This is a genomic window from Metabacillus rhizolycopersici, assembly GCF_020075705.1.
Genome location: NZ_JAIQUM010000349.1, coordinates 1 through 210 on the forward strand (window position 1 = coordinate 1; position 210 = coordinate 210).

The window sequence follows — 210 nt, forward strand, 5'->3', positions numbered from 1 at the left end:
AAATGGAAAAGAAGGCTATGTGAGTTCAAGTTATTTAACGTCAACAAAACCTCGAACAAGCACGGCTTCACCATCGACACCATCAGCACCAACTCCTGAGGCAAAAACACAAACGAAATACGTCAAAGTAAATAGTGGTTCGCTAAATGTAAGGAAAAGTGCCTCAACAAGTGCGTCGATAGTTACAACGATAAAGAAGGATGCGAAAGT

General features: G+C 41.0%; 1 protein-coding gene. It reads right to left on the minus strand.

Annotated features, from left to right (window positions below; translation table 11 throughout):
* Positions 1–30: 30 nt before the first annotated feature.
* Positions 31–210 (minus strand): hypothetical protein (locus K9V48_RS28900; protein ID WP_224142375.1); only part of this gene is annotated, 180 nt, incomplete at its 5' end.